The 823-nt window shown below is 26.7% G+C and carries 2 protein-coding genes; both read right to left on the bottom strand.

What is annotated here, in order from left to right; all coding sequences use genetic code 11:
- Positions 1-169: 169 nt before the first annotated feature.
- Positions 170-598 carry an Hsp20/alpha crystallin family protein gene (locus KA878_RS13915; protein ID WP_210142243.1) on the bottom strand — a complete coding sequence of 143 codons (429 nt, stop codon included), beginning with the start codon at positions 596-598 and terminating at the stop codon, positions 170-172.
- Between the two features lie 21 nt (positions 599-619).
- On the bottom strand, positions 620-787 hold the full coding sequence (locus tag KA878_RS13920) for a hypothetical protein (RefSeq protein WP_210142244.1): 168 nt from the start codon (positions 785-787) through the stop codon (positions 620-622).
- Positions 788-823: the final 36 nt, after the last annotated feature.

Genomic DNA, 823 nt, shown 5'->3' on the forward strand with positions numbered 1-823 from the left:
TAGCTCACGCTATGCCGACATTCGTCTGCAAGTTTAGTTAAGGGTTCTTCTCAACATCAATAAATTTTCTCGGCATAAATGCGTGCTTTAATTATGTTATAATTAAGCAAATTGAGTAGGAAAAATATAGTACTCAAAAATTAAATTAATTAGCATTTCTTTTTAACTATCACTTGATATCTATTACTTTTCTTTGATTATTCTCAGTTTTCGGTAAATCTACAGATAAAATACCATCTTCAAATTTAGCTTCAATATTATCTTCATCTATATTATTAAGTGAATACATTCTCTTCACATTACTATAAGATCTTTCTTTTTGAATGACTTTACCTTCATCATCTTTTTCTTCATTTACCTGATTATTTTCAGCAGAAATTATTAGCGTCCCATTTTCATAAGAAATATCTATTTGGTCTTTTGAAAAGCCTGGAAGCTCAGCTGTTAATTCATATCTATCTTCTTTTTCATTAATATCCGTTTTTATAGTTTTTTGGTCAGGTAAATTACTAAAAAATTGTCTTCCAAAATCTCTAAACAATTCACTAGCAGTCATATCAAAATAATCTTTTCCAAATGGTTTTAAACCATAACTCATAACGATCACTCCTTATAATATTTAACCTATTTTTTGATTAATATTTTTGACATAATCCAAATCATTTAAATACTCTTCCCAATTACTATTAACTTCAAATTCGATAAAAGGACAAAACTCAAATAAACCATCAAAATTAGACATATTCTTAAAAGGAATTAGTTTTTTTGAATTTTTATCTAAATTCATATCAACCCCTCCCTACAAAGGATATAACTATTTTCA

The organism is Staphylococcus sp. GDY8P57P (assembly GCF_017892585.1).
Taxonomy (GTDB): Bacteria; Bacillota; Bacilli; order Staphylococcales; family Staphylococcaceae; genus Staphylococcus; species Staphylococcus borealis.